This window comes from Sphingomonas sp. dw_22, assembly GCF_018449795.1.
Lineage (GTDB): Bacteria > Pseudomonadota > Alphaproteobacteria > Sphingomonadales > Sphingomonadaceae > Sphingomonas.
In genome coordinates this window covers 25,892-50,018 of sequence record NZ_JAAVVE010000031.1, presented here as the reverse complement: position 1 = coordinate 50,018, position 24,127 = coordinate 25,892, and the positions used below count along the sequence as shown (strand labels likewise).

Annotated in this window: 22 protein-coding genes; 9 read left to right on the top strand and 13 right to left on the bottom strand. The window is 67.7% G+C overall.

Annotation, left to right across the window (positions count from 1 at the left end):
- Positions 1-677 (top strand): DUF6504 family protein (locus HB724_RS13860; protein WP_346344729.1); only part of this gene is annotated, 677 nt, incomplete at its 5' end.
- A complete protein-coding gene (locus HB724_RS13855) occupies positions 674-4,024 on the top strand; it encodes an error-prone DNA polymerase (RefSeq protein ID WP_218625190.1) in 3,351 nt (1,116 codons plus the stop codon). The genes HB724_RS13860 and HB724_RS13855, both read left to right, overlap by 4 nt.
- Before the next feature lie 12 nt (positions 4,025-4,036).
- Here HB724_RS13855 and HB724_RS13850 read toward each other — a convergent pair whose 3' ends face one another.
- Both HB724_RS13850 and HB724_RS13845 read right to left on the bottom strand, forming a co-directional pair.
- Complete coding sequence (locus HB724_RS13850) at positions 4,037-4,870, bottom strand: GIY-YIG nuclease family protein (protein ID WP_213981531.1); 834 nt, start codon at positions 4,868-4,870, stop codon at positions 4,037-4,039.
- 6 nt (positions 4,871-4,876) lie between these two features.
- Positions 4,877-5,881, bottom strand: coding sequence for a fumarylacetoacetate hydrolase family protein (locus HB724_RS13845; protein WP_213981530.1), 1,005 nt, complete (start codon positions 5,879-5,881; stop codon positions 4,877-4,879).
- Between the two features lie 233 nt (positions 5,882-6,114).
- On the opposite strand from HB724_RS13845, the gene HB724_RS13840 reads away from it, so the two are divergent.
- Positions 6,115-7,404: an adenylosuccinate synthase gene (locus tag HB724_RS13840; protein WP_213981529.1), complete on the top strand. Its 1,290-nt coding sequence runs from the start codon at positions 6,115-6,117 to the stop codon at positions 7,402-7,404.
- A 21-nt stretch (positions 7,405-7,425) separates the two neighbouring features.
- Here the strand turns inward: HB724_RS13840 and HB724_RS13835 are convergent, their stop codons facing one another.
- The 9 genes from HB724_RS13835 to HB724_RS13795 form a co-directional block, all read right to left on the bottom strand.
- Positions 7,426-7,692, bottom strand: a complete 267-nt coding sequence (locus HB724_RS13835; protein ID WP_213981528.1) for a hypothetical protein — start codon at positions 7,690-7,692, stop codon at positions 7,426-7,428.
- Positions 7,693-7,814: 122 nt separating this feature from the next.
- The gene (gene aroC / locus HB724_RS13830) at positions 7,815-8,885 is read right to left on the bottom strand and encodes a chorismate synthase (RefSeq protein WP_213981527.1); all 1,071 of its coding nucleotides are present in this window, start codon (positions 8,883-8,885) and stop codon (positions 7,815-7,817) included.
- 111 nt (positions 8,886-8,996) lie between these two features.
- The gene (fabI, locus tag HB724_RS13825) at positions 8,997-9,800 is read right to left on the bottom strand and encodes an enoyl-ACP reductase FabI (RefSeq protein WP_213981526.1); all 804 of its coding nucleotides are present in this window, start codon (positions 9,798-9,800) and stop codon (positions 8,997-8,999) included.
- Entirely contained in the window at positions 9,797-10,759 is a 963-nt protein-coding gene (locus tag HB724_RS13820; RefSeq protein WP_213981525.1) for a YhjD/YihY/BrkB family envelope integrity protein, read from the bottom strand. Before HB724_RS13820 ends, fabI begins: the two co-directional genes overlap by 4 nt.
- A 6-nt stretch (positions 10,760-10,765) precedes the next feature.
- Positions 10,766-11,698 carry a J domain-containing protein gene (locus HB724_RS13815; protein WP_213981533.1) on the bottom strand — a complete coding sequence of 311 codons (933 nt, stop codon included), beginning with the start codon at positions 11,696-11,698 and terminating at the stop codon, positions 10,766-10,768.
- Positions 11,699-11,797: 99 nt separating this feature from the next.
- Complete coding sequence (locus HB724_RS13810) at positions 11,798-12,688, bottom strand: transglutaminase family protein (protein WP_213981524.1); 891 nt, start codon at positions 12,686-12,688, stop codon at positions 11,798-11,800.
- The gene (locus HB724_RS13805; RefSeq protein ID WP_213981523.1) at positions 12,688-15,168 is read right to left on the bottom strand and encodes a circularly permuted type 2 ATP-grasp protein; all 2,481 of its coding nucleotides are present in this window, start codon (positions 15,166-15,168) and stop codon (positions 12,688-12,690) included. Before HB724_RS13805 ends, HB724_RS13810 begins: the two co-directional genes overlap by 1 nt.
- Positions 15,169-15,248: 80 nt before the next feature.
- On the bottom strand, positions 15,249-17,723 hold the full coding sequence (gene ligD, locus HB724_RS13800; RefSeq protein WP_213981522.1) for a DNA ligase D: 2,475 nt from the start codon (positions 17,721-17,723) through the stop codon (positions 15,249-15,251).
- Positions 17,716-18,573: a Ku protein gene (locus HB724_RS13795; RefSeq protein ID WP_213981521.1), complete on the bottom strand. Its 858-nt coding sequence runs from the start codon at positions 18,571-18,573 to the stop codon at positions 17,716-17,718. The genes ligD and HB724_RS13795 overlap by 8 nt, the downstream gene beginning before the upstream one ends.
- 94 nt (positions 18,574-18,667) lie before the next feature.
- Between HB724_RS13795 and pdxH the strand changes: the two genes are divergently transcribed.
- From pdxH to HB724_RS13780, 3 genes are read left to right on the top strand one after another with little or no spacing between them, the layout of a single operon-like run.
- Positions 18,668-19,246, top strand: a complete 579-nt coding sequence (pdxH, locus tag HB724_RS13790) for a pyridoxamine 5'-phosphate oxidase (protein WP_213981520.1) — start codon at positions 18,668-18,670, stop codon at positions 19,244-19,246.
- Positions 19,243-20,157, top strand: coding sequence for a cation diffusion facilitator family transporter (locus HB724_RS13785; RefSeq protein ID WP_213981519.1), 915 nt, complete (start codon positions 19,243-19,245; stop codon positions 20,155-20,157). Before pdxH ends, HB724_RS13785 begins: the two co-directional genes overlap by 4 nt.
- Positions 20,154-20,945, top strand: a complete 792-nt coding sequence (locus HB724_RS13780) for a PhzF family phenazine biosynthesis isomerase (protein ID WP_213981518.1) — start codon at positions 20,154-20,156, stop codon at positions 20,943-20,945. The genes HB724_RS13785 and HB724_RS13780 overlap by 4 nt, the downstream gene beginning before the upstream one ends.
- Before the next feature lie 27 nt (positions 20,946-20,972).
- On the opposite strand, the gene mnmA is transcribed toward HB724_RS13780, so the two are convergent.
- Complete coding sequence (gene mnmA / locus HB724_RS13775) at positions 20,973-22,082, bottom strand: tRNA 2-thiouridine(34) synthase MnmA (RefSeq protein WP_213981517.1); 1,110 nt, start codon at positions 22,080-22,082, stop codon at positions 20,973-20,975.
- Between the two features lie 159 nt (positions 22,083-22,241).
- Here mnmA and HB724_RS13770 point away from each other — a divergent pair, with 159 nt between their 5' ends.
- From HB724_RS13770 to HB724_RS13760, 3 genes are all read left to right on the top strand, one after another.
- A complete protein-coding gene (locus tag HB724_RS13770; protein WP_213981516.1) occupies positions 22,242-22,469 on the top strand; it encodes a hypothetical protein in 228 nt (75 codons plus the stop codon).
- A gap of 104 nt (positions 22,470-22,573) precedes the next feature.
- A complete protein-coding gene (locus HB724_RS13765) occupies positions 22,574-22,873 on the top strand; it encodes a DUF1153 domain-containing protein (protein WP_213981515.1) in 300 nt (99 codons plus the stop codon).
- Between the two features lie 200 nt (positions 22,874-23,073).
- On the top strand, positions 23,074-23,328 hold the full coding sequence (locus HB724_RS13760; protein WP_213981514.1) for a GlsB/YeaQ/YmgE family stress response membrane protein: 255 nt from the start codon (positions 23,074-23,076) through the stop codon (positions 23,326-23,328).
- Positions 23,329-23,387: 59 nt separating this feature from the next.
- Here the strand turns inward: HB724_RS13760 and HB724_RS13755 are convergent, their stop codons facing one another.
- The gene (locus HB724_RS13755) at positions 23,388-24,107 is read right to left on the bottom strand and encodes an SIMPL domain-containing protein (RefSeq protein WP_213981513.1); all 720 of its coding nucleotides are present in this window, start codon (positions 24,105-24,107) and stop codon (positions 23,388-23,390) included.
- Positions 24,108-24,127 lie beyond the last annotated feature (20 nt).

The window sequence follows — 24,127 nt, the reverse complement described above, 5'->3', positions numbered from 1 at the left end:
GGGGCCGGCCCGGGCGGGGGCCGGGGGATTTGGCGCGCCTGCTCCTCCGCCGGATCGAGGAGATCGAGCCGGGATACGGCATCGACGTCATGACGCTGCACCTGCGCCGCGCCGATTCGCTGGGGCCGGAGCCGGTGACCGAGCGGCTGGACGAAGAGGCCGCGCCCGATCTTGCCCCGCTGGTCGATACGCTCGCCACGCGGATCGGCCTGCGGCGGCTGTGGCGCAATCGCCCGGTGGAAAGCGACGTGCCCGAGCGATCGGTGGCGCGCATGCCCGTGCTCGATCCGCCGGCCCGTCCGGGCACGCGCATCAAGGCCGACGATGTCCGCCAGCTCGATCGCCAGGGGCAAATGCCGGTCTGGCGCCCCGAATGGCCGCGCCCTGCCCGGCTGCTCAGCCGGCCCGAGCGCGTCGACGACGTGATCGCGCTGCTGCCCGATCAGCCGCCGCGCCGCTTCACCTGGCGCGGACAGACCCACCAGGTCGTGCGCGCCGACGGACCCGAGCGCATCCATGGCGAATGGTGGCGGCGCATGGCCGAGACGCACAGCGTGCGCGACTATTTCCAGGTCGAGGACGATTGCGGCCGCCGCTACTGGCTGTTCCGCCGCGGCGACGGCGAGCGCGCGGTGACGGGCGACCTCGGCTGGTATCTGCATGGGGTGTTCGGATGAGCCCCATCCCTTCCTACGCCGAGCTCCAGGTGACGACGCATTTCTCGTTCCTGCGCGGCGCATCGTCGTGCGAGGAACTGTTCGCGACCGCTGCGCTGATGGGGATGCCCGCGCTCGGCATCACCGATCGCAATTCGGTGGCCGGGGTGGTGCGCGCGCTGGTGGCGGCCGAGGCGACGGGGATGCGGATGGTCGCGGGCTGCCGGCTCGACCTGGTCGACGGCACCGCACTGCTGGTCTGGCCCGAGGACCGGCCGGCCTGGAGCCGGCTCACCCGGCTGCTGACGCTCGGCAAGGGCCGCGCCGATGCCCAGCATGGCGAGAAAGGCAGATGCTTCCTCCATTGGGAGGACGTGGCCGAACATGCCGAGGGGCTGGTCGGCGCGCTGGTGCCCGGCTTCGCCGATCCGGGCGACGCACTGGCGCTGCGCTGGATGGCGGACGTGTTCGGGGAGCGCGGCCATGTCTGCCTGACCCAGCATCGCCGGCCGGGCGATGCGATGCGGCTCCACCGGTTGAGCGAGGCGGCGGCGCGCTTCGGCCTGACGCCGCTCGCGACCGGCGACGTGCTCTACCACCATCCCGACAAGCGGATGCTCCAGGACGTGATGACGGCGATCCGCGAGAAATGCACGATCGACGAATTGGGCTTCCGCCGCGAGCGCAGCGCCGACCGGCATTTGAAGCCGCCACAGGAAATGGCGCGCCGCTTCGCCGATTACCCCGAGGCGCTGAAGGCAAGCGCAGCGATCGTCGAGCGCTGCACCTTCTCGCTCCGGGAGCTGAAGGAGGCGTATCGCTATCCCGACGAACGGGTGATGACGCGCCGCACACCGCAAAAGGCGCTGGAGCGGATGGCGTGGCAGGCGCTCAACCGCAAGTTCCGCGATGCGCCGCCCCAGGCCTATCGCCGGCTGCTGACCAAGGAGCTCGGGCTGGTCGAGCGCCTGGGCTATGCGCCCTATTTCCTCACGGTGCTGGCGATCGTCGAGTTCGCCAACAGCCAGAAGATCCTCTGCCAGGGACGCGGTTCGGCGGCCAATTCGCTGATCTGCTATCTGCTCGGCGTCACTTCGATCGATCCGGTCCGGCACGCGCTGCTGTTCGAGCGCTTCGTCTCCGAGGAACGGGGCGAGCCGCCCGATATCGACATCGATTTCGAGCATGAGCGGCGCGAGGAAGTGATCCAGTGGATCTACGACACCTATGGCCGCAGCCATGCGGCGCTGACCGCCGTCGTCAGCCGCTATCGTTCGCGCGGGGCGCTGCGTGAGGTGGGCAAGGCGCTGGGATTGCCCGAGGATCTGACCGCGGCGCTGTCGTCACAGGTCTGGGGCACCTCCAACGAGGTGAATGACGGCCATGCCGACGCGCTCAATCTCGATCGCGACGATCCCCGGCTCGCACTGACGCTCCAGCTTGCCCGCGAGCTGATCGATACGCCGCGCCATCTGTCGCAGCATCCCGGCGGCTTCGTGCTCGCGCGCGACCGGCTGGACATGCTGGTGCCGATCGAACCGGCGGCGATGGTCGACCGCCATGTGGTCGAATGGGAGAAGCTCGACATCGAGGAGCTCGGGCTGATGAAGGTCGATGTCCTCGGCCTGGGCATGCTCGGCTGCATGCGGCGCGCCTTCGCGCTGCTCGGGGAGCACAAGGGCATCGGGCTGGGGCTCGCCTCGGAGGAATTCCAGGGAACCGACGCGCCAACGTTCGACATGATCCAGAAGGCCGATACGCTGGGCGTCTTCCAGATCGAGAGCCGCGCGCAGATGTCGATGCTGCCGCGGATGAAGCCCGTGAACCTGTACGACATCACCATCCAGGTCGCGATCGTCCGCCCCGGACCGATCCAGGGCAACATGGTCCATCCCTATCTCCAGCGCCGGCAGAATCCGCATCTGGTCGAATATCCTTCCCCCCGGCTCAGGCAGGTGCTGCTGAAGACGCTGGGGGTGCCGCTGTTCCAGGAGCAGGCGATGCAGGTCGCGATCGTCGGCGCGGGCTTTACGCCGAACGAGGCGGACCGGCTGCGCCGGGCAATGGCGACGTTCAAGTCGAGCGGGGACATCGGCGAATTCGGCCCCAAGCTCATCAAGGGCATGCTGGAGCGCGACATCTCCCGGGAATTCGCCGAGCGCTTGGTCGCGCAGATCAAGGGTTTCAGCAATTACGGCTTCCCCGAGAGCCATGCCGCCAGCTTCGCCAAGATCGCCTATGCGTCGAGCTGGATGAAGTGCCATCACCCGGATGTGTTCTGCACGGCGCTGCTCAATGCGCAGCCGATGGGCTTCTATGCGCCCGCGCAGATCATCCGCGATGCCCGGACGCACGGCGTCGAGGCGCTGCCGGTGTGCATCAACGACAGCGACTGGGATGCGCGGATCGTGGCCGGCGCGCGCAATAGCCGACCCCGGCACGAAGGTTTCCGCGGCACCGATGCGGACTGGGATGCGCTCCTCCCGATCCGGCTCGGCATGCGGATCGTGCAGGGGCTGGCGAAGGAGGACGCCGAGAAGATCGTCGAGGCCCGCGACAAGGGCAGCCCCTTCGCCTCGGTCGAGGAGCTGTGGCGCCGATCGGGAGTGAAGCCAACGGCGCTGGAGCGGCTGGCGCGCGCCGATGCCTTCCAGGCGCTGGGGCTGAACCGGCGCCAGGCCTTATGGGCGGTGAAGGCGCTGCGCCAGGCGCCGCTGCCGCTGCTCGCCGCCGCCGATGCCCGCGAAGGCGCGGTCAGGCCCGAGGCGCGCGAGACGCCCGTCGCGCTCATGCCACTGACCGAAGGGCGCGAAGTGGTGGAGGATTATCGCGCGACCCAGCTCAGCCTGCGCGCGCATCCGGTGAGCTTCCTGCGCGACCGGCTCGATGCGCGGCGGATCGCACGCTGCGGCGACCTGCTCGGCATGAAGGACGGCGCGCACGTCGAGGTCGCGGGGCTGATCCTGGTCCGCCAGCGGCCGGGCAGCGCCAAGGGCGTGGTGTTCGTGACGCTGGAGGACGAGACGGGCATCGCCAATGCGGTGCTATGGGCCGACCGATTCGAGGCGAACCGCCGCACGGTGATGTCGGCGACGATGCTCGCGATCCGGGGCAAGCTGCAGCGCGAGGGGCTGGTGATCCATCTGGTGGCCGAGCACATCACCGATCTGACGCCCTGGCTGCGCGAGGTGGGCGAGCTCGAACTGCCGCGCACGACGATGCCCGGCGACGGCGCGACGCATGGCGGCGAGATCGATCCGCGCGACCCGCTTCCGCTATCCCGCCAACGCCCGGCCGATAGCTGGCCGCCGCGCCGCAGCCTCAAGGCGCCGGACCTGATCCCGGTTCGCTCGCGGGATTTCCACTGAAAGCACGGACGCCTATCGCAATCCCCTTTCAATCAGCACTTCCTCGCCAACCAGTCCGATCAGAATCTCGATCTGGCGACCATCCAGTTCGAAATGCTCATCCTTTGGATCTTGAGCGGACACCAGCGATGCCATTCCTGCCTTCAATATGTCGCGCGCAACGCCGTTTTCGATGATCCCTTCGATACCCTCGTAGAAGAAGCGCCGTGGGATCCAGCAATTTGGCACTAGCAATTGCCCAGACGCGACGGCTCCCGCCATCAGGGCATAAGCGCATCGTATGGTCGGCGAGCGCGCAGAAGAATGCGGTGTGGTGGGCAGGACACGTGCGATCTGATTGATCGGCTTGATCGGAACGCTCCCGACCGGACCGATACCTTGCAGGAATCGGTTAAGCGTGGTGCGCGCGGGGTTGTCGTCCGGCATTCCCGCCAAGGTAGCGGAATGCCGTTCGAGACTGAACGGTGCGGCACCCGACAGGCTACCCAACCCGCCAGCAAGATTGGTCAGGCAACCGCCCTCGTGCAGCCGACCATATTGGCGGATAAGTGCGGCCTCCCGTTCGAGGCAAGCGCTCTGGTCCACCGGATCATAGGTGGAATCTATCCGGTAGCGAACTGTGTGCCCGTCCCGGACGATCTTGCGGATTACATTGCATTTGAAAGGATTGCTCTCACCGACCGGATGATGGCGAAGCGCCTCCGCTTCATGGTCCAGAGCTCGCTTCTTCAGCCCCTTACCGACATAGAACGGCCGCCCATCCGGGCGACACAGGAGATAGACATAATATCTGCCGGTAAGGGATCGAAGATAGGCTTCAGCGTCGGTCCGGCTTCCTTCAAACACGCCTCTTCAGCCCCCGACGGTCTGCTCGATCACCCCGAAGATCGGGTGGTGCTTGTCGTCCTCCGCCCAGATGCGCACCGTGTCGCCGGCCTTGAGGAACGGCGTGACCGGCGCGCCGGTGCGGATCGTCTCGATCGTGCGGATCTCGGCGACGCACGAATAGCCCACGCCGCCTTCCGCCACCGGCCTGCCGGGGCCGCCATCGGCGTCGCGGTTCGAGACGGTACCCGAGCCGATGATCGTGCCCGCGCCCAGCGCGCGCGTCTTCGCGGCATGGGCGATCAGCGTACCGAAATCGAAGGTCATATCCTCGCCCGTCTCGGCGCGGCCGAAGGGCTCGCCGTTCAGATCGACCATCAGCTTGCGGTGGAGCTTGCCGTCGCGCCACCAGTCGCCCAGCGCGTCGGGCGTGACGAACACCGGCGAAAAGGCGCTCGCGGGCTTGGACTGGAAGAAGCCGAACCCCTTGGCCAATTCACCGGGAATCAGGTTGCGCAGCGACACGTCATTGGTGAGGCCGACCAGACGGACCGCGGCCAGCGCCGCGTCGCGGCTCGCCCCCTGCGGCACGTCGCCCGTCACCACCACCACTTCGCCCTCGAGATCGCAGCCCCAGGCCTCGTCGGCGAGCGGGATTGGATCGCGCGCGCCCAGGAAACCGTCCGATCCGCCCTGGTACATCAGCGGATCGTGCCAGAAGCTCTCGGGCATCTCGGCATTTCGCGCCTGCCGCACCAGTGCGACATGGTTCACATAGGCGGAGCCGTCCGCCCATTGATAGGCGCGCGGCAGCGGCGCGGCGGCCTGGCGCTCATGGAAGCGCATCATCGGGATCGCCTCGTGATCGAGATCGGTGGCGAGATTGCGCAGCTCGCTTTCCACCTGATCCCAGTCGTCGAGCGCAGCCTGGAGCGTCGGCGCGATCGCGCTGGCATCGGCGCACCAGGCGAGATCACTCGATACCACCACGAGCTTGCCGTCGCGCCCATGCTTGAGGCTGGCCAGTTTCATGCGTTCTCTCCTCTTTCCACCATCCATAGCCGCCCCGGCGGGCAAGTCGAGTTGCGTCGCGCCGGCCCCGATCGCTTAAGGCCTCAATCGCTTAAGGCCTTGACGTGCGGGGCCGGGGGCGTCATGCGCGCCGCGGCTTTGGGGCGTGTCCCGAATCCGATCGTACAGCCCGGCCGCCGAGTCCTGTCGAAGGGCGGCTTTGGGTCCGCCCCGGCAGGCGGAGACTCGCATCCATGGCAAATGTAGCAGTGATCGGCGCCCAATGGGGCGATGAGGGCAAGGGCAAGATCGTCGACTGGCTCGCCGAGCGCGCCGATGTCGTCGTGCGCTTCCAGGGCGGGCACAATGCCGGCCATACGCTCGTGGTGGGCGAGAATGTCTACAAGCTGTCGCTGCTCCCCTCGGGCATCGTGCGCGGCACGCCCTCGGTGATCGGCAACGGCGTGGTGCTCGATCCCTGGGCGCTCAAGGCCGAGGTCGAGAAGCTGCGCGACCAGGGCATCGACATCACCCCCGATACGCTCAAGATCGCCGATACCTGCCCGCTGATCCTGCCCTTCCACCGCGATCTCGACGCGCTGCGCGAGGATGCCAGCGGCGCGGGCAAGATCGGCACGACGCGGCGCGGCATCGGCCCCGCCTATGAGGACAAGGTCGGCCGCCGCGCGATCCGCGTGTGCGACCTGGCCCATCTTGACGATCTCGGGCCGCAGTTCGATCGCCTCACCGCGCATCACGACGCGCTGCGCGCCGGCTTCGGCGAGCCGCCGGTCGATCGCGCCGCGCTGCTGGCGGAACTGCGCGAGATCGCGGGCTTCGTCCTCCCCTTCGCCCAGCCGGTGTGGCGGATGCTGCACGAGGCGCGCGGGCGCGGGCGGCGCATCCTGTTCGAGGGCGCGCAGGGCGTGCTGCTCGACATCGATCACGGCACCTATCCGTTCGTCACGTCGTCGAACACGGTGGCGGGGACGGCAGCGGCGGGTTCCGGGCTCGGGCCGGGCGCGGTCGGCTTCGTGCTGGGAATCGCCAAGGCCTATACGACCCGCGTCGGGTCCGGCCCCTTCCCCACCGAGCTGGACAATGACGTCGGCGAGCGGCTGGGCACGCGCGGGCGCGAGTTCGGCACCGTCACCGGGCGCAAGCGCCGCTGCGGATGGCTGGACAGCGTGCTGCTGCGCCAGTCGGTCGCGGTATCGGGCATCACCGGCATCGCGCTGACCAAGCTGGACGTGCTCGACGGCTTCGACGAGATCAGCGTCTGCACCGGCTACACCCTGCGCGGCGAGACGCTGGACTATTATCCCGCCAATGCCGCCGATCAGGCCGCGGTCGAGCCGGTCTACGAGACCATGCCCGGCTGGCAGGAATCGACCGCCGGCGCCCGAAGCTGGGCCGAGCTACCCGCGGCGGCGATCAAATATATCCGCCGGGTCGAGGAGCTGATCCAATGCCCGGTGGCGCTGGTCTCGACCAGCCCCGAGCGCGAGGACACGATCCTGGTCCGCGATCCGTTCGCGGACTGACCCGGCGGAAGTTTCGCCGCGTTATCTGGGCTTCTTGTCCTTTTTCTTCTTGGGGGCATCGCCCGATTCAGCCGGCGGCGGCGCGCTCTGCGTGGCGCTGTCGTCAGGCCGGGTAGCGGTGCTGTCAGGCGCCGGCGCGGGATCGGGGGCAGGCGCCGGACTGGCTTCCGGTGCCGGCGGCGGTGTCGTGGTGGTCTGGTCTTGCGACGGCGGCACCGTCTGTTCCTGAGCGAAGGCAGCAGGGGCCACTAGGAACGCGGCGGCGGCGATCAGGGCTTTGATGTACATACTGGGCATCCTCTCCACGGTTTTGCCGGAATCCTTCGAGACCCAATATATTTCCGTTATGTTTCAATCCCGGAGGCGCCAACCGGGCCTTGCCACGGCTCGACCCCGAGCCGAGCCGGGAGTCAGCCGACCTGAGCCCGGTGAAGCAGCTTCTGGTCCGCCAGCACCAGCGCGACCATCGCTTCGACCACCGGCACGCCGCGGATGCCGACGCACGGATCGTGGCGGCCCTTGGTCATGATCTCGGCCGCCTCGCCTTCGCGGGTGACGGTCTCGACCGGCGTCAGGATCGAGCTGGTCGGCTTGAACGCGACGCGGACGCGCACCGGCTGGCCGGTGGAGATGCCGCCCGCGACGCCGCCGGCATGGTTCGCCAGGAAATGCGGATGCCCGTCATTGCCGGGGCGCATGGCGTCGGCATTCTCCTCGCCGGTGAGCGTCGCGGCGGCGAAACCGTCGCCGATCTCGACGCCCTTAACCGCGTTGATCGACATGCAGGCCGCCGCCAGCTCGCTGTCGAGCTTGGCATAGAGCGGCGCGCCCCAGCCCGGCGGCACGCCGGTCGCCTCGCAGGCGATCACCGCGCCCAGCGACGAGCCCGATTTGCGCGCGCCATCGACCAGCGCCTCCCAGCGCTTCGCGGCTTCCGCATCGGGGCAGAAGAAGGGATTGTTGGCGATCTCGGCCGCATCGAAATTGGCATAGTCGATCGCGTCGCCCCCGATCGCCTCGACCCAGGCGAGGATCATCACTTCGGGGATCACCAGCCGGGCAACTGCCCCCGCCGCCACGCGCGCCGCCGTCTCGCGCGCCGAGGAGCGCCCGCCGCCGCGATAGTCGCGGAAGCCGTATTTGGCGTCATAGGCATAATCGGCATGGCCGGGGCGATAGGCCTTGGCGACTTCGGAATAATCCTTCGAGCGCTGATCGACATTGTCGATGTGCAGCGCGATCGGCGTGCCCGTCGTCCGCCCTTCGAAAATGCCGGAGAGGATGCGGACCTGATCGGGTTCCTGCCGCTGCGTGGTGAAGCGCGACTGGCCCGGGCGGCGCTTGTCGAGGAAGGGCTGGATATCGGCCTCGGACAGCGTCAGCCCCGGCGGGCAGCCATCGACCACCGCGCCCAGCGCAGGCCCATGGCTCTCCCCCCAGGTGGTGAAGCGGAAGACGCGGCCGAAGGTGTTGAAGCTCATCTAAAGCCCTCTCCCCTCCGGGGAGAGGGTTGGGAGAGGGGGAGTTTTCAGCAGGGGCGCCCCACTGCCCCTCTCCCCGGCCCTCTCCCCGGTGGGGAAAGGGGGATATTTTCAGACTAAGGCGATGTCCGGCGCGTCTTCGGCCTTCATGCCGATCACATTGTAGCCGGCATCGACATGATGGATCTCACCGGTCACGCCCGAGGCGAGATCGGAGAGGAGATACATCCCCGCGCCGCCGACATCCTCGATCGTCACGTTGCGCTTCAGCGGCGAATTGAGCTCGTTCCACTTCAGGATCAGGCGGAAATCGCCGATGCCTGAGGCGGCGAGCGTCTTGATCGGGCCGGCCGAGATCGCGTTGACGCGGATATTCTCCTTGCCGAGATCAACCGCGAGATACTGGACGCTGGTCTCCAGCGCGGCCTTGGCGACGCCCATCACATTGTAATGCGGGATCACCTTCTCGGCGCCGTAATAGCTGAGCGTCAACAGGCTGCCGCCGTTCGGCATCAGCGCCTGGGCGCGCTTGGCGACCGCGACGAAGGAATAGACGCTGATGTTCATCGTCATCAGGAAATTGTCGAGGCTGGTATCGACATAGCCGCCGCGCAGCTCGTTCTTGTCCGAAAAGCCAATCGCATGGACAACGAAGTCGATCGTCGGCCAATGCTCGGCAAGCTCGGCGAAGGTGCGATCGAGCGAGGCCATGTCGGAGACGTCGCATTCGATCAGCTTGCCCGCCCCGATCTGATCGGCGAGCGGACGCACGCGCTTCTCGAGCGCTTCTCCCTGATAGCTGAACGCCATCTCGGCGCCCTGCTCGTGGAGCTTCTTGGCGATCCCCCATGCCAGCGAGCGATCATTGGCCAGGCCCATGATCAGCCCGCGCTTACCCTGCATCAATCCCGTCACGTGCCTTGCACCTCCTGTTCGTGGCGCCCGTCTAGACCTTCTTCAGGCGCTTCCGCCAGAGCCGCGTTGAGTTCCGCCCCCACGACCAGCCCCAGCCCGACCAGAAAGAAGAAGATCAGCGCGATCATCACCCCCGCAAGACTGCCATAAGTGAGGTCGTAGCTGCCCAATGTGGAGAGCACGCCGGGCAGCAGCGCGGTCACCAGCATCCACCAGCCGGCGGTGAAGGCCGCGCCCGGCCATTTGGGGCATCCGGACTTGCGGTATCGGCCCGGCGTCAGCGAATAGAACAGCATGTAGAGCGCGCCGAACAGCGCCAGGGCCGGCGCGATCCGGCTGAGCGCGACGATCTTGCGCGCATCCAGCGCCCAGGGGACGACGCGGAAGATGAACTGCTCGACGCCGGTCAGGATCACCTGGAAGCTGAATGCGGCCATGACGAGGATCACCGAGGCGAGGATCATCCCGATCGCGCCCAGCCGATAGCGCCAGAAGGGCGTGCGCGACTGGACGCCATAGGCCTGGCGCAGGATGCCGCGGATCGTCTCGATGAAGCCCGCCGTGGTCCACAGCCCGACGATCGCGCCGAACCACAGCAGGTTGCCGGTACGCGCGTGGAGCACGTCGAGCACCGGCTGGCGCAGCAGCGCGGCGACATCGGGCGGCACGGTGCGCAGGAAGGCCTCCAGGGTGCGGATACCCTCCCCGGTGCGCCCGAACAGGCTCGCCAGCGCGGCGGCGACGATGAAGAAGGGGAAGAGCGTGACCAGCGAGAGATAGGCCAGGTTGCCGGCATAGGTGAAGCCATCGGTGAAGGTGCCGATGACCACGCGCTTGAGCACGACGAGCACGCGCTGCGGCACGCCGAGATCGCCGAGCCGCTCATGGATCTGGTCCCCCAGCCCGCGTCGTCGCGCCTCGGGCGATTGCGGGGAAATCGGAAGGGGCTCTTGATCCACGCGCGTTCAGACGCCCATGCGGCCGCGCGGGTTCCCCTTGTCCCGCCAGCCCTTGGCGAATTCGATCAGCGCATCGTCATCCACCGGCAGATCGACCATCAGCGTGACCAGCAGATCGCCGCGGCCGCTGCCCTTCTTGTGGAAGCCGCGGCCCTTCAGGCGCAGCACCTTGCCCGAGCTGGAGCCCTTGGGCACCGTCAGCATCACCGCGCCGTCGGGCGTGGGCACGCGCACCTGGCCGCCGAGCACCGCCTCGGACAGGCTGATCGGCAGGTCGAGCCGGATATCGTCGCCGATGCGCTCGTAGAAACGGTGGGGCTGGACTTCGATCGTGACGATCGCGTCGCCGAAGCCGCCCGGCCCTTCCTCGCCCTTGCCGGCGAGGCGCATCTGGGTGCCGTCCTCGACACCGGCGGGGAGCTTGAGGTCGATCGTCTTCCCGTCGCGCAGCGTGATCCGCTGCGGGCTCAGCCGCGCGGCATCCTCGAACGGCACGGCGAGGCGATAGGCGACATTGGCACCCTTGGGGGCCGGCCGGCGCCCGAACCCGCCGAAGCCGCCGCTGAACCCGCCGCCGCCGCGCCGCGCCCCGCCGCCGAACAGCCCCTCGAAGATGTCGCCGAGATCGCCATTGGCCTCGCCGCCGAAATCGAACTGGCCGCCGCCGGGGCGGAACCCGCTCTGCTGGCCGCCGCCGAAGCCGAACGGCGCGGCGGGATTGCCGTCGCCGTCGATCTCGCCGCGATCGAACCGGGCGCGCTTGTCCTTGTCGGTGAGCAGGTCATAGGCCTGCGTCACCTGGCTGAAGCGCTCGGTCGCCTTCGGATTGTCCTTGTTCTTGTCCGGGTGCAGCTCCTTGGCGAGCTTGCGATAGGCCTTCTTGATATCGGCCTCGGTCGCTCCGCGCGCCACACCCAGAGTTGCGTAAGGATCGGCCAATGTATTCCCCAGTTTCGTCACTTCACCTAGTCCGCTCCTTATAGAACGGACGAACGCGGCCAAACATCGGCGTGCAAAGGCCGCAGCGCAAGGGCAGGATCAGGCGGAGACTTGCTCCAGCGGCTCGACATCGACCGAGACGTGCATCTCCTGCGCACCCGATCCGAGCACGATGCCGTCGATCGGCGCGATCTCGGCATAGTCGCGGCCGATCGCGATGACGATGTGATCCTCCGCCATCCAGATGCCGTTGGTGGGATCGACGCCGACCCAGCCGAGATCGGGGCCGCACCACAGCAGCACCCAGGCATGGGTCGCGTCCGCGCCGACCAGCCGGGGCTGGCCGGGCGGCGGCAGGGTGCGCAGATAGCCCGAGACATAGGCCGCGGGCAGCCCGGCGGCGCGCAGGCCCGAGATCATGATCTGCGCGAAATCCTGGCAGACGCCGCCGCGCTTGACGAACGCCTCGTGCGGCGAGGTATCGACCAGGGTCGCGGTGGGATCGAAGGCGAATTCGCCCTGGATGCGTCGGGCGAGCGCGATCCCCGCCTCCAGCACGCCGCGGCCGGGATCGAGTTCGGCGGCGCACCATGCCGCGATATCGCGATCGAGCGGGATCAGCGTCGAGGGGAAGATATAGCTGGCCGGGCTGACCGGCGTGGCGTCGCGGCTCGCGCGCGCCAAGCGGGCGACTTCGCCGAGCGTCGGGTCGCCGGGCTGCGGCACCGGGATCAGCCGGTCGACGCGCACCCGCGCACTGCTCTCGATCGTCAGCGACTGCGCGGGCGCATCGAGCACGAGGCGGACGACATTGGCGAGCCCGGCCTCGGCCCGGGCGGGCGAAGTCTCGCCTTTGGGGGTGATCGTCAGCCGATAGTCCTCGATCGCCTGGCCCGACCACAGGATCGGCTGGAGCCGCAGATTGCAGCGCGCGAACTCGACCGGCTGCGCATATTCGAACCGGGTGACGTGCCGGATATCGTACAGCATCAGGCGAGGACGAGCCCCGCGGCGCGCAGCGGCTCGGCGCCCTGGAGGAAATAGCGGCGGGCGATCGCATCGGAGAGATGGCCGAGGCGGTTTTCGAGGTCGCACAGCATCGGATCGTCGATCCGGGTGGCGCGCGCGGTGACCATCAGCGCGGCAAGCTCGCGCGCCTGCTCCTGCTGCGGCTCGGCCAGCCCGTCGTCGGAGAGCACCGGCAACTTGTTGAGATGGCCCGAGATCGCCGCCGCCTGGAATGCCACGGCGCGCGGATTGCCCGGATCGAGCGCGACGAGATCGAGCACCGGCACGCGGGCGATGCCGGTCAGATAGCGCTGGCGATAGCTGATCTGGCTGTCCGCCAGATCGAGCAGGGTGGAGAGATCGTCGCCGGTCGCCTCCGCTCCGCCGAAGAGGCGCAGGAAGCGGATCGCGGCGGCGGCCCGCTCGACGCGGCGGCCGATATCGTGGAAGCGCCAGGCATCGGTGCGCGCCATATGCTCGCCCGCCAGCCCCGCGAGCGCCGAATAGCGGCGCTGGAGCGATCCCGCCTTGTCGAGCAGCGAGCCGCGCTCGGGGAAGGGCGCATCGAGCAGGCGGATCATGTCGGCGGAGAGGCGCTCGCGCGAGACTTCGCCGATCAGCCGCGCCTGGGCATTGATCGCGCGGACGCTATAGGCGCCGTCCTCGCCCTCCAGCGCGGTGCGCGCGAGATGAGTGAGCTCGGCCCGCTTGAGCGCACGCGGCTCGGCCGCGGCGCCGCTCGCCACCACGAGCGAGACCAGCCGACGCACGGTATCGCCGGCGAGCGCGGCGCCGGTATCGGCGCTGATCGAATTGCCGAGCAGCACGCGCAGCACCGAAAGCAGCGCCTCTCCCCGCTCCAGATAGCGGCCGAGCCAGAAGAGATTGTCGGCGACGCGGCTGGGCAAAGTGCCCGGATTGCGGCGGAGCTGCGTCGAATCGCCCGAGGGCAGCAGCGACACCGGCGCCACCGGATCGGGGCCGTGGATGCAGACATCGGCCGACCAGATGCCCTCGCCCATCACCGCGGCGCGGACGTCGGGATGCTCGCCGATCCGCGCGAAGCCGCCGGGAAGCACGATCCACTGCCCGTCGCTCCCGCGCGCCGCGAAGACGCGCAGCGTGAAGGGGCGCGGCGCGATGGTGTCGTCTGCGACGACCGGCATGGTCGAGAGGCGCACGACTTCCTGGCCGACATAATCCTGCGGCCGGCGCGCCATGTCTTCGAGCAGCGCGGCGCGGGCATCGCCGGTGATCGTCGATCCCAGCGCGGCCCTGCCATCCGGCAGGCCGAGCGGCGGGCTGCCAAAGGCCGGCGCGATCAGCAGCGAATCGAGATTGGCGGCGACATAGTCGCGCTCCAGATCCTGGCCGCACCACCAGGTGGCGATGTTGGGCAGCTTGAGCGGCTCGCCCAGCAGCAGCTCGGACAGGCGCGGCAGGAAGGCGGCGAAGGCGGGCGCCTCGAGCAGCCCGACGCCGGGCGCGTTGGCGATGACGACATTGCCCTCCGCCATCGCGTCGATCACGCCGGGCACGCCGATCGTCGAATGCGAATCGAGCGCGAGCGGATCGAGCAGGCGCGGATCGAGCCGGTCCCACAGCGCGTCGACGCGCTTCAGCCCGGCGATGGTGCGGACATAGAGCCGATCGTCGAGCACCGCGAGATCGGCCCCCTCGACCAGCAGGAAGCCGAGATAGCGCGCGAGATGCGCCTGCTCGGCATAGCTGGGATTGAGCCGGCCGGGGGTGAGCAGCGCCATGCGCGGCTCGGCGCGGCGGCACCGCTCCGCCAGCCCCTCGCGGAAGGCGACGAAGAAGGGCGCATGCCGCTCGATGTTGAGCCGTGCCTGGAGCCCGTCCAGCGTGCGCGCCATTGCCAGGCGGTTCTCCAGCGCATAGCCGGCGCCGGCGGGCGCGCGAAGATGATCGGCCAGCACGCGCCACTCGCCGCTGGGTCCGCGGCACAGATCGGCCGCGACGAACTGGAGGTGATAGCCGCCCGGCGGGATCAGCCGTTCGAGCGGACGAAGAAAGAAGGGGCTGCCGGTCACCAGCGCGGCGGGCACGTCGCCGTCGGTGACCAGCCGGGCGTCGCCATAGAGATCGCGGAGCAGCGCTTCCATCAGCTCGGCGCGCTGGGCGATACCGTCGGCGATGCCGCGCCATTCGCCCTGCTCGATCAGCAGCGGCACGGGCGACAGCGGCCAGGGGCGCTCCTCGCCCTCGCCGGCGATGCGGAAGCCGGTGCCGATATCCTCGGCATTGCGCTGGGCGCGCTCGCGGGCGAGCTCCAGGCTCTCGCCGGAAAGGCCGGCCAGTTCCTCGAACAGGCAGGGCCAGGCGGCGTCGCTCGCGGCGCAGAGCACGTCGCTGGCGGGGACGTGCGCGCGATAGTCCGCGATCCACCGGTCGGCGATCAGGCCGGCATCGAACAATCCGGTCGCTGCACGGCTGGCCAAAATCACTTTCCTCAAGCTTTCGGCGACGATGCGGCAATCGATGCTGCCTTGCAACAATGGAGATGTGCGCTGGCTATGCCCTAAAGATCAGGCAATGCCTGCGCGGCCTCGCCCCAGCCCCGAAGCGCACGCGAATCGGCACGCTCGATCAACGTGGCGGCATCGCGGATCGTGAAATGCCGGGGGCTGTCGATGTCGCGCAGCTCGGTCCAGGTGACGGGCGCGGCCACCGGCGCATTCTCGCGGGCGCGGGCGACATAGGGCAGGACCGCGGTGCTGCCACGCTGGTTGCGCAGATAATCGATGAAGATCCGGCCCTTGCGCTCGAGCTTCTTGAGGTTCGCGGTGAAGCGATCGGGCTCGGCCTGGGCGAGCGCGCGGGCGAAGCGCTCGCAGAACGACTTCACCTCGGGCCATTCGGCCCTGGGCACCAGCGGCACGACGATATGCACGCCCTTGCCGCCCGTGAGCATCGGCCAGCTTGTAAGCCCGATATCGGCGAGATGGTCCTTGAGATCGGCCGCCGCCTTCTTCACCGCCCCGAAATCGAGCCCCTCGTCGGGATCGAGATCGAACACCAGCCGATCGGGCTTCTCGATATCCGCCACTCGGCTGCCCCAGCCATGGAACTCGATCGTGCCCATCTGCACGCAGGCGAGGATCCCGTCGGCATCGTCGACATAGAGATAGGGCTGGATCGATCCGTCCTTTTCGCGAATATCGATATGGTGGACATGCTCGCCGAACGAGCCGGCGTCATGCTTCTGGAAGAAGCATTGCTTGGCCCGGCCCTGCGGACAGCGGACCAGGCTGATCGGACGGTCGGCAAGCCAAGGCAATGCGATCGGGGCGACCGCGACGTAATAGTCGGCGAGCTGGCCCTTGGTGAGCCCGGCTTCGGGATAGATCACGCGATCGCGGCTGCTGATCCTGACGGTCGTCGCTGGGCTCCCCGGTAGCGGCGCAGGCTTTTCCGCGACGACATCGCCTGCCTTCTTGTCCTCGCGCAAGCCGAGGAAGCTGGCGTGGCGGACGACATTGTCGGCGGTGAACTCGCTGAAGGCGATCTCGGCGACCAGCTTCGGCTGCACCCATTTCGCGCCACGCGCTTCGACACGGGGAACCTGCGCCGGCGGATCGTCCGTCGCGATCGCATCTAAACGTTCGCGCAGATCGTGGAGCGTGGCCGTGTTGAAACCGGTGCCGACCTTGCCGGCATAGACCAGTCCGTCCGCACCATTGAGCGCCAGCAGCAAGGAGCCGAAACCACGCCCCTTGGCGCTGCTCGGCGTCCAGCCGATGATGACGAACTCCTGGCGGTGGATGCACTTCACCTTGAGCCAGCTCTTGGTCCGCGTGCCGCGATAGAGCGCGTCGGCGCGCTTGGAGACGATTCCCTCGAAGCCTTGGCGGCACATTTCCTCGAACAGCTTTTCGCCGGAGCCGAGGATATGTTCGGAGAACTGGATGCGTTCGTCGACACCCTGGAGGAGGGTACGCAGCCGTTCCTTGCGAGCCAGTTGGGGGAGCCTGGTCAGATCCTGACCGCCTTGCGAGAGCAGGTCGAAGGCGAACATCGTCAGCCCCTCGCCGCCGTTTGAAAGCGCTTCCTGGAGCGTCGAGAAATCGGGCTTGCCGTTCTTGTAGGCGACGATCTCGCCGTCGATCAGCGCGGGGCCGGGGATAGTCGCGGCAGCTTCGGCGATGCCGGGAAACCGGTCGGTCCAGTCTAGGCCGGTGCGGGTGTAGATTTTCGGTCCCCTGACGCCGAGCGCGAGCAGCGCACGATAGCCGTCATATTTGACCTCGTGGAGCCAGTCGTTGCCGGCAGGCACCGTGTCGACCAGCGTGGCGAGCTGAGGAACGTGGAAGGCGGGCAGCCTTTCCACTTTTCCGTCATCCCCGTGCAGACGGGGATCCAGGGTCGCGGGCGATACACTTTTGGCCCTGGATCCCCGCCTGCGCGGGGATGACGGTTTGAGGCCCTCGGCGATCTCCTGCATCGTCCGGCCGGTCTTGACGCTGGTGAGCGCGGTCTCGACCAGCAGGTCGGTCGGCCCCGCATATTCGTCGTCGATCTTGCGCAGCAACCAGTTCTCGGCCTTTTCGCGCCCGCGCGGCTTCAGGCGGATCAGCAGCCATTCGCCCTTCATCCGCTCGCCCTCCAGGCGGAAATGGAGATGGCCCTTATCCAGATCCTTGGCGCTCTTGCCCTCGACGGGCTCCCACACCCCGTCGTCCCACAGCATCACCGTGCCGCCGCCATATTGGCCCTGGGGAATCGTTCCCTCGAAATCGGCATAGGAGAGCGGATGGTCCTCGGTGCGCACCGCCAGCCGCTTTTCGGCGGGGTCGAGGCTGGGACCGCGTGTCACTGCCCAGCTCTTGAGCACGCCGTCAATCTCCAGCCGGAAATCCCAATGGAGCCGGGTCGCGTCATGCTTCTGGACGATGAAGCGATTGCCGCCAGTGCGCGCGATCCTGCCGGCGGGCTCGGCGGTCTTCGCGAAGTCCCGCTTGGCGTTGTACCGGGCGAGGGGATCGGGCTCAGGCACGTTTGCGCGCCGGGGCTTTCTTCGCGGGCTTGGTCTTCACCGCCGCGCTTGCCTTCGCGCCGGGTTTCTCCAGCGATTTCTTGAGCGCCGCCATCAGGTCGACTACGTTCGATCCGCGGCTGGGGGTGCCGCTCTCCGCCTCCTCGATGATCTTCTTCCCCTTGGCCTTCTTCTTCCGCTCGATCAGGTCGCGCAGCGCATCGACATAGCGATCGTGGAATTCCCCGGGATCGAACTTGGCGACCTTCTTCTCGATCAGCGTCTCGGCCAAGCCGAGCAGCTCGGGATCAGGCGCATCGTCGGGAATGTCGCGGAAATAGCCCTGCGCCCGGTTGACTTCATCGGCATAGCGCAACGTCTCCAGCACCATACCGCGCCCGCACGGCTTCAGGCTCACCACATATTCGCGGCCGCGCAGCGCCAATTGCCCGAGCCCCACCTTCCGCGTCCGCTTCAATGCCTCGCGCAGCACGATGAACGCTTCCTCGGCGAGGTCGTCGGCGGGGACGACGAAATAGGGCCGCTCATAATAGAGCACGTCGATCTCATCGGCATCGACGAACTGGGTGAGCTCCAGCGTCTTCTTCGATTCGAGCTTCACCGCATCGATCTCATCCTGCTCGAGCAGGACATATTCGCCCTTCTCGACCTCGAATCCCTTGACGATCTCATCGGCATCGACCGGGCCGACGCCGGGCGCGACCTTCTCGTACTGGATCCGCTTGCCGCTCGGCTCATGGATCTGGTGGAAGCTGATCTGCGCGCCCGATCGGGTCGCGGTGTAGATCTCGACCGGGATCGAGACCAGCGCCAGCCTGATCTGTCCCTGCCAATAGGCCCGCGCCGCCATGCGTAATCCTCCTCGTTGCGAGGCCGATTCAATTCCCCAATAGGCCCAACGTTCCTCGACACCAAAATGGTGCCGCAGTAGAGGCCTTGAAACCATGTCCACCGATCCCTTCGAGCTCTTCCAAGACTGGTACGCGCAGGCGCGCGAGACCGAGATCAACGATTCGAACGCGATGGCGCTCGCGACCGTGGCGCCGAACGGCCAGCCTTCGGTGCGGATGGTGCTGCTGAAGGGGCATGGGCCGGACGGCTTCGTCTTCTACACCAATCGCGAGAGCCGCAAGGCGCAGGAACTGGGCGACGGCAGCAAGGCCGCACTGCTGTTCCACTGGAAATCGGTGCGGCGGCAGATCCGGATCGAGGGCCCGGTCACCCGGGTCAGCGATGCCGAGAGCGACGCCTATTTCGCGACGCGCCACCGCGATTCGCAGCTCGGCGCCTGGGCGTCGGACCAGTCGCGCCCGCTCGACACCCGCGAGACCTTCGAGGCGCGGTATGAAGAGATCCGCGAGCGCTTCGAGGGTGGCGATGTGCCCCGGCCGCCGCATTGGGGCGGCTATCGCGTGACGCCGCTGCGCATCGAATTCTGGCAGGATCGCGAACATCGCCTCCATGAACGCCGCGTCTTCACTTGGCTGGGCGACAGCTGGAGCGAAGGGCTGCTGTACCCGTGACCAATCTCGCCCGCCGCGCCGCGCTGGCGAGCGTCGCCAGCGCCGTGCTGCTGGGCAGCCTCAAGGCCTATGCCGCGTGGCGCACCGGATCGGTGGCGGTGCTGGCGAGCCTTGCCGACAGTTTGCTCGATCTGGTCGCATCGCTGGTGACTCTGGGCGGCGTCCATTGGGCAGCCCAGCCCGCCGACGAGAAGCACCGATTCGGCCATGGCAAGGCCGAGGCACTGGCGGCACTGTTCCAGGTCGGCGTGATCGCGGTTTCCGCCTTCGCGATCCTGTGGCGCGCGGTCGAGCGGATGTTCGCTGAGCAGGCGAGCGTCGATCCCGAATATGGCATCGGCGTATCGATCGTCGCGATCGCGGTCACGCTGGCACTGACCCGCTATCAGCGATCGGTGGTCCGTCGCACCGGATCGATCGCGATCGGGACCGATCGCATCCATTACAGCTCGGACCTGTTCCTCAACGCCGCGGTGATCGCGGCGCTGGTACTGGAGAATTATGCCGGCATCTCGGGCGCCGATGCGCTGTTCGGCGTGCTGATCGCCTTCTGGCTGCTGTTCGGCGCATGGCGCGCCTCGGTGACGGCGATCGACCAGCTGATGGACAAGGAATGGCCCGAGGCGAAGCGCCAGCGCTTCATCGAAGTCGCCGCCGGCCACCCCGAGTTGATCGGCCTGCACGACCTGCGCACCCGCACCAGCGGCACGATGGACTTCGTCCAGTTCCACATCTGGATGGACCCGAAGATGACGATCGCCGAATCGCACGATGTGGTGGAGAGGCTCGAAGCCGAGCTCGGCGCCAAGTTTCCGGGCACCGAGATCCTGATCCATGTCGATCCCGAAGGCCAGGTCGACGAGCCGGGCAACCCGCTGGCCGAAATCAATTTGCTGGAGGATCGCACGTGAAACTGCCCTTCGCCCAGATCGACGCCTTTGCCGACAGGCCCTTCACCGGCAATCCGGCGGCGGTGATGCCGCTCAATGCCTGGCTGGCGGACGACCTGCTCCAGCGCATCGCCGAGGAGAACAACCTGGCGGAGACCGCCTTCTTCCTGCCCGATGCGAGCGGAGAGGCGGATTACGAGCTGCGCTGGTTCACGCCGGCGGTGGAAGTCGCGCTGTGCGGCCATGCGACGCTGGCGAGCGGGCATTTCGTGCTGGGCGCCGACTCGACGAAGGAACGCGTCACCTTCCGCACGCGCCAATCCGGCGTGCTCGAAGTGCGCCGCGACGGCGAGGGCTATGCGATGGCGCTCCCGGCCTATCCGCCCGAACCCGCACCCAATGCCGATCTACTCCGCGCACTGGGTATCGATACCGGCGAGACGCTGCACCACCCGCGCGGATACGATCTGACCGTGCTGGAAAGCGCCGAGGCGGTGCTGGCGCTCACGCCCGATTTCCGCGCGCTGGCCGCGCTCGGCGACACGCTCAACATCGTGACGGCATCCGGCCGCGATACCGACGTCATCAGCCGCGTCTTCGCCCCCGCCGCCGGGATCGACGAAGATCCAGTGACCGGATCCGCGCATTCGGTGCTGACACCTTATTGGGCAAAGCGGCTGGGCCGCGAGTCGTTCAGCGCCTATCAGGCATCGCAGCGCGGCGGCCATGTCGCCTGCACGCTGGCGGGCGACCGCGCGATCCTGGGCGGGAAATGCGTGACGGTGATCGAGGGCGAATTTACGCTCTGACCGTCATCCCCGCGAGATGACGGTTACCTATGCGGGCTGGAGTTCCGCCCGCTCGGTCTCGGCGATCCAGCCGCCGCCGAGCACGCGGTCGCCGGCATAGAGCACCGCCGCCTGGCCCGGTGCCACGCCATATTCGGGCGTCTCGAATATAACGCGGTCGCCTTCCCTGCGCGCGGGCACCGGCTTGGCGAGCGAGCGGACCTTGGCGCTCATCGGCCCCGCATGGTCGCCGGCGAGCCAGTTGACGTTCTCGATCCGCGCGGCGCGCACCGCTAGCGCACGCTTCGGACCCACCACGACGGCGCGAGTCGCAGGATCGAGGCGCAGGACATAGAGCGGCTCGGGGCTGCCGCCGATCTCCAGACCGCGGCGCTGGCCGACGGTGAAGTGGATCAGCCCCCTGTGCTCACCCAGCTTGCGCCCGCTCTCGTCGACGATGTCGCCGCCCGCCTCGGCCTCGGGACGCAGCTTCTTGACCAGCGCAGCATAATCGCCGTCGGGGACGAAGCAGATGTCCTGGCTGTCGGGCTTGCCGGCCACGCCCAGGCCCAGCTCGGCGGCAAGCGCGCGCACGTCCGGCTTGGGCATGCCGCCCAGCGGGAAGCGCAGGAAATCGAGTTGCGCCGCGGTGGTCGCGAACAGGAAATAGCTCTGGTCGCGCGCGGGATCGAAGGCGCGGTGGAGCTCCGGCCCTTCGGCGCCCTCGACCCGGCGGACATAATGGCCGGTCGCCAGGCAATCGGCGCCCAGGTCGCGCGCGAGCGCGAAGAGATCGGTGAACTTCGGCCCCATGTTGCACTTCACGCAGGGGATCGGCGTGCGGCCGGCCATATATTCGTCGGCGAAATCGTCGATCACGGTCTCGCGGAAGCTGCTGGCATGATCGAAGACGTAATGCGCGATGCCCAGCCGATCGCACACCGCGCGCGCATCGCGGATGTCGCGGCCCGCGCAGCACGAGCCGGCGCGGCCCACCGCCTCGCCATGATCGTAGAGCTGGAGCGTGACGCCGATCGTCTCCGCGCCCGAGCGCGCGGCGAGCGCGGCGACCACCGACGAATCGACTCCGCCGGACATCGCGACGACGATTCGCCGCCCCGCCATCGGGCCGCTCAACTGGAAATCTCCGGGGTTCATCGCGCTCGCACATAGGGGCGACTGCCCCCGTGTTCCACCCGGAGCCGCACCTAAAGATTTCGGGAACCGAGGTTAAGCGCGCCTTTTCGACGTCTTTACCGTGCCTTCAGGTCTCTTGGCTAAGAGTGGTCCGCCTCAGAGACGAACAGGTGCGCGGACGTGGATTTGAGCTTTGCCAGACTGGAACGCGATGTGGCGGTCACCGCCATGCCGACCCGTCTGGCGGTGCTGCTGGTGGGCATCGCCGCCCGCCAGGCCGCGAGTCCCACGGCGCGTATCCAGGCCCGGATCTCGTATCCGGTTCCGGCCGAATCGTTGCTGGCGCCTGCGCACGGCGCCTTCCACCGCAACGGCGCGCAAGCGCTAACGCGATGGAAAGATGAATGAACCGACTGTTTACCGTGCCATTTTAGCCGATGTTCAAATGGTTGGTTTATTGGTCGTTTCAGAGTTTGAGTAACCGGGGACCCCCCGCCCCAATGAGGTTGTAGATGATTGAGAACCAGAAGATCCGCCCCGCAAAGGTCATCGGTCCGCTCGGCGAGCCGCTGACCCTGGAAACCCTGCCCCCGCCCGAAACCACCCGCTGGGTGGTCCGGCGCAAGGCGGAAGTCGTGGCTGCGGTCAACGGCGGACTGCTGAGCGTGGACGAGGTCTGCGAACGCTACAACCTCACCGTCGAGGAATTCGCGAGCTGGCAGCGCGCGATCGATCGATCGGGCATGCCGGGTCTGCGCGTGACGCGCATCCAGCATTATCGCTCGCTCTACGAGCGCCAGCAGAAATACTGATCGCCTCCCGCATCGAGGGTCCGTCGCGGCCCGCTCTCCGCAGGGGCGGAGGGCGGGCCGCGCGCGTTTCCGCCCGCGTGGCCGAGCCGCGCGAAAGTTCCGCCTTCGCATCGAAATTTCGGTACGGAACCAATATGAGCGGCGCGGATTAGTCCATCGTCTGCCCGGTTGGCCGGGCTAGCACGGAGGACGGAAAAATGGTGAGTCTGATCGTTTGGCTCGTCATCGGCGGCGTGATCGGCTGGCTGGCGAGCATTGTGATGCGTACCGACGCCCAACAGGGCATCTTCCTCAATATCATCGTCGGCATCGTCGGCGCGTTCATCGGCGGGCTGCTGTTCGGCGGCAACATCAACAGCGGCGTCATCACCCCGACGACCTTCCTGGTGTCGCTGGTGGGCGCGATCATCCTGCTGGCGATCGTCAACCTCGTCCGGCGCGGCGCCGTCCGCTAGGGAACGCGGGTTCAACGACAAAAGGGGCTGCCCCATGGCGGGGCGGCCCCTTTTTCACGTCATTTGAGCAGGAAGCGCACCGTGATCGTGGCGTTCACCTGCTGCTCGCCGGGCACGACTTCACTCTCCGCCTTGTCCGCCACCATGCGACGCATCACGATCGGCCGCGGGGGCAAGGGCGCCGCGTCGCCTTCGGAGATCGACAATATCCGATCGACATGCAGGCCGGCCGTCTCGGCATAGAGCGTCGCGCGCGCCTTGGCCTTGGCGACGGCATCGCGCCGCGCCTCGTCCATCGCCGCTTCGGGCTTGTCGATCGTCAGCGTCGGGCCGGAGATGTTGTTCGCGCCCTGCTGCACGAGCAGATCAAGCACCGGCCCGCTCTTCGCCACGTCGCGGAAGCGGATCGTGACCTGGTTCGACGCCTGATAGCCGGTGACCACCGGCGCCTCGTTCTGGACATAGCGATATTGCGGGCTGAGCGAGATCGCCGAGGTCTGGATGTCGCGCTCGGCGACGCCCGCCTTGCGCAGCGCGGCCAGCACGGCGCGCATCCGCTCCGCATTCTGGCTCATCGCCGCGGCGGCGGTGGGCGCGGTGGTGACCACTCCCGCCTCGATCGATGCGATATCGGGCGTGCGCGTCGTCGTGCCCGTCGCCGATATGTCGAGGATCGTGCCGTCGAGCGGCGCGAAGGCCGGGCGCGCATCCTGCGCCAGGGCGGGCACCACCGAAAGCGTCAGCGCCGCCAGCGTGGCCGGCAATAAGGTTCGCATCATCTGTTTCTCCCGAACATGCT

Excerpts from the sequence above, each read along its gene's own strand:
- HB724_RS13855 (WP_218625190.1), top strand. The coding sequence starts at position 674 with ATGAGCCCCATCCCTTCCTACGCCGAGCTCCAGGTGACGACGCATTTC.
- HB724_RS13845 (WP_213981530.1), bottom strand. The coding sequence starts at position 5,881 with ATGAAACTGGCCAGCCTCAAGCATGGGCGCGACGGCAAGCTCGTGGTG.
- HB724_RS13840 (WP_213981529.1), top strand. The coding sequence starts at position 6,115 with ATGGCAAATGTAGCAGTGATCGGCGCCCAATGGGGCGATGAGGGCAAG.
- HB724_RS13835 (WP_213981528.1), bottom strand. The coding sequence starts at position 7,692 with ATGTACATCAAAGCCCTGATCGCCGCCGCCGCGTTCCTAGTGGCCCCT.
- aroC (WP_213981527.1), bottom strand. The coding sequence starts at position 8,885 with ATGAGCTTCAACACCTTCGGCCGCGTCTTCCGCTTCACCACCTGGGGG.
- HB724_RS13810 (WP_213981524.1), bottom strand. The coding sequence starts at position 12,688 with ATGCTGTACGATATCCGGCACGTCACCCGGTTCGAATATGCGCAGCCG.
- HB724_RS13795 (WP_213981521.1), bottom strand. The coding sequence starts at position 18,573 with ATGGCGGCGCGGGCCTATTGGCAGGGACAGATCAGGCTGGCGCTGGTC.
- pdxH (WP_213981520.1), top strand. The coding sequence starts at position 18,668 with ATGTCCACCGATCCCTTCGAGCTCTTCCAAGACTGGTACGCGCAGGCG.
- mnmA (WP_213981517.1), bottom strand. The coding sequence starts at position 22,082 with ATGAACCCCGGAGATTTCCAGTTGAGCGGCCCGATGGCGGGGCGGCGA.
- HB724_RS13765 (WP_213981515.1), top strand. The coding sequence starts at position 22,574 with ATGATTGAGAACCAGAAGATCCGCCCCGCAAAGGTCATCGGTCCGCTC.
- HB724_RS13755 (WP_213981513.1), bottom strand. The coding sequence starts at position 24,107 with ATGATGCGAACCTTATTGCCGGCCACGCTGGCGGCGCTGACGCTTTCG.